Source organism: Ilumatobacter nonamiensis YM16-303, from assembly GCF_000350145.1.
Lineage (GTDB): Bacteria > Actinomycetota > Acidimicrobiia > Acidimicrobiales > Ilumatobacteraceae > Ilumatobacter_A > Ilumatobacter_A nonamiensis.
Map to the genome: position 1 here is coordinate 1 of NZ_BAOL01000230.1, position 3,542 is coordinate 3,542.

General features: G+C 66.7%; 2 protein-coding genes. One reads left to right on the plus strand and one right to left on the minus strand.

Annotated elements, in window-relative coordinates; genetic code table 11:
- Positions 1–36 precede the first annotated feature (36 nt).
- Positions 37–966, minus strand: coding sequence for a YihY/virulence factor BrkB family protein (locus ON45_RS18030; protein WP_040495748.1), 930 nt, complete (start codon positions 964–966; stop codon positions 37–39).
- A gap of 94 nt (positions 967–1,060) precedes the next feature.
- On the opposite strand from ON45_RS18030, the gene ON45_RS18035 reads away from it, so the two are divergent.
- On the plus strand, positions 1,061–3,523 hold the full coding sequence (locus tag ON45_RS18035) for a sensor domain-containing protein (protein ID WP_051063334.1): 2,463 nt from the start codon (positions 1,061–1,063) through the stop codon (positions 3,521–3,523).
- Positions 3,524–3,542 lie beyond the last annotated feature (19 nt).

A 3,542-nucleotide genomic window follows, 5' to 3' on the forward strand; every position in this document is an offset into this window, starting at 1 on the left:
GCGCTCCGTGCGCGAACTGTTCACGAGAACGATGGTTCAGGTGGGGTCGGTGCGGGAGCGGAGGCGGTCGACGACGGAACGGGCCCGGGACGTGACCGACCGTGGGTGGTGCACGACTCCTGCCCGCCGGGCGAGTACGTCGTTGAGTTCCGCTCCGACGAGCAGGACGGCGCTCAGCAGATACATCAGCGTGAGCGCCAACAGCACGGCACCGACGCTGGTCTGGATGTTGTTGCCGTTCGGAACGAAGCGGACATAGATCGCGAACCCCTGCGTCGCGAGCACCCACCCGATCGCGGTGAACGCGGCTCCCGGCACGTCGTAGCGCCACGGCGTCTTGTGATTCGGTCCGATGTGGAACAGCGTTGCCGCCCAGAGCCCGAGACCCACGACGATCGAGGGTCCGGTGAGCCATCGTGAGACGCCAGACAGGGCCAGCGACGGGAGAATCGCGAGGAACGTCGCTCCCGCTGCGACGATCACGAGGGTGCCGATCCCGAGGCCGATCGCGACGATGCGGACGTACCAGAACGGCCGACCATCTTCGACCTCGTAGGCGATGTCGAGCGCCCGGATCAGCCCGGCGAACGCCCGCGACAGCGTGAACAAGGCGACGAGCATCGCGATCGTGGCGAGGCCGCGGCTCGGTGTGTCGAACAGTTCGCGCACCGTCTCGAGCAGCGTGTCGTTGTCCGGAAAGGTGGTCTCGACGTAGTTCTCGACCTCGCTCTGGACGTCGTCGGCCACCGAGGTCTCCACCACCGACTCCAGCGATCCGAGCGCACTGACCAGCGCGAGCGCAGCGGCGGGGATCGACAGGATGGTCCAGAACGTGATGGCCGCCGCCAGGTCGCCGAGTCCGTCACTGCGGACTTCGTCGAGGACGTCTCGCGTCAGTCTCCAGAGCCAACGGGCGAGCGGTCGGGGACGCCACGGGGGCGTCGGAGAGCGAACGTCGAAATCCATGACTCGCTCCGAGGGTAGGGGTTGCGGCATGGAAGCCAGGCGGCTCACGTGCAACAGTGCACACTGAAGGTGCCGAGCAGGAAAGGAGTGTCCCATGTCTGATGAGCGGTCGTCGTCGCCGCCAGCTCCCCTGAACGCCGACGAGATCGCCGAGATCGTCATGGGCCTGCCCGACTCGGTGTTGCTGGTCGACCCGCGCCTTCACGTGCTCTGGGCCAATCCGAGTGCCGAGCGCCTGTTCGGCGTGGCGCTCGCCGATTCGGGTGGAATGAGCGGGCTCGATCTGATTCATCCCGACGACCTCGAAGCGACCGTCCTGTCGATGTCGAGCGTGTGGTCGAAGAAGGTCGGGTCGCCGATCGAGGTCCGATTGCGCGCCGCGGCGGGCTGGCGACTCGTCGAGGTGGTCGGGGTTCCGGCAGGCGACAATCTCGTGTTGAGCATCCGTGACCTGACGGAGCGCCGCCGGTGGGAGGTTGCCCACGACGCCGATGCCCGGTTCCGGTCGCTGATGCACAACGCGGCGATGTTGAAGCTCCTCGTCGATGCGTCTGGCGTCGTGCAGGGCTCGTCGGCCGCGATCACGCGTCTGCTCGGGCACGACCAGGCGTGGCTCGAAGGACGAGGACTTGTCGAACTCATCGATGAGTCCGACGTCGACAGCTGGAACGACGCGCTGACCGAGGTCTCCGGTGATGGGGTCGAGAGTGGTTCGTCCGTCTCGCTGGACCTCGTCTTCGTCCGACGTGACGGGACGAGGGCGCCGTTCGCGGTCACCGTCAAGAACCTGCTCGACGACCCGACGGTCGAGAGTCTCGTCGTGTCCGGACACGACATCACGGACCGTCTTGCCGCCGAACGTGCGCTCCGCTCTGCGAACTCGGTACTCGCAGCAACGCTGGAATCCACGGCCGACGGCATCGTGGTCGCCGACCAGCACGGCCACATCCGAGCCTTCAATCAGCGGTTCGTCGAGATCTGGGGAATTCCACCTGACGTACTCGAGGGTCGTGACGGCGGTGCCGCCCTGGAACACGCGCTCGCTCAGCTGCGCGACCCCTCGGCCTTCACGAGGAACGTCGATCGGCCCGCAGTCGATGCCGAGAGTCGCGACGTGCTCGAGTTCGAGGACGGACGCACCGTCGAGTCCCACTCGCTCCCACAACGCATCGACCACGACGTGGTGGGACGCGTGTGGAGCTTCCGCGACGTCACACGGGACCGTGCGTTGCGCGAAGAACTGACCCGCCTCGCGTTCCACGACGATCTCACCGGTCTCGCCAATCAAGCGCTGTTCCGCGAACGAGTCGACCAGGCGCTGAAGAAGGTCGAACGGACCGGAGGCGCGGTGGCGGTCCTCTTCATCGATCTCGACAAGTTCAAGATCGTCAACGACAGTCTGGGCCACCTCGTCGGCGACAGGCTGTTGGTCGCCATGAGCGACCGGCTCGTGACGTGTCTGCGGTCGCAGGACACCGCGGCCCGTCTCGGTGGCGACGAGTTCGCCGTCCTGATCGAGGACCTGTCGGACGAGACCCAGGCAACCACCGTTGCCGACCGCATCGTGACGGCGCTGCGGGAGCCGGTCGTGCTCGGGTCGCGTTCGGTCGCCGTGACCGCCAGTGTCGGCGTGGCGTTCGGTCGCTCGGACACCGAGCTCGATGGCAGTGCCCTGCTCCGCAACGCCGACCTCGCGATGTACACGGCCAAGGGTGGCGGCAGAAGTTGCTACCGCGTGTTCCACCCGGACATGCACGCCGCCGCTGTGGAACGCCTCGAGGTGGCGGTGCATCTGCGCGGTGCTGCCGGTCGAGGCGAACTGGTCGTGCAGTATCAGCCGATCTTCGAGACGGGATCGCAACGGATCGCTGCGGTCGAGGCGCTCGTGCGATGGGATCACCCCGGGCGAGGAATGCTCGAACCGTCGTCATTCATCCCGCTCGCCGAGGAGAGCGGGCTCATCGACGAGATCGGCGACCACGTTCTCGCGCAGTCGCTTCGCCAGGTGGCACGGTGGGCGGCCGACCTCGGATCGGACACGCCGGCCGTCACCGTCAACCTGTCACCGCATCAACTGCTCGACCGCCGGTTGGCCGGACGCGTCACCGAGCACCTGAGCCAGACCGGTGTGTCGGCAGACCGCCTGGTTTTCGAGATCACGGAGGACGCGCTCATGGCCGACCCCGAGGGTGCTGCGGTGAACCTTCGACGGCTCCGCGAAGTCGGTGTCCGGCTCGCGGTCGACGACTTCGGGACCGGCCATTCCTCGCTCAGCTATCTGGAGCGGTTCCCCGTCGACTTCTTGAAGATCGACGGTTCGTTCGTGAACAACATGCTCGTGCGGGAGGAATCGTCGATCGTGGAGGCCATCGTCCAACTCACGCGCACGTTGGGACTGGTCCCGGTCGCCGAGGGAGTGGAAAGCGAAGCGCAGGTCACCGCGCTGGAGGCCTTCGGATGCAATCTGGCGCAGGGCTACTTCCTGGCCCGCCCGCTCGATGCCGATGCGCTCCACGACCTCCTCGTCGCCAACCGTGCGGTGACCGGCAACTCGTGAACAGTTCGCGCACGGAGCG

What these genes read in the sequence shown, in the direction of transcription:
- ON45_RS18030 (WP_040495748.1), bottom strand. Translation starts at nt 966, where the DNA reads ATGGATTTCGACGTTCGCTCTCCGACGCCCCCGTGGCGTCCCCGACCG.
- ON45_RS18035 (WP_051063334.1), top strand. Translation starts at nt 1,061, where the DNA reads ATGTCTGATGAGCGGTCGTCGTCGCCGCCAGCTCCCCTGAACGCCGAC.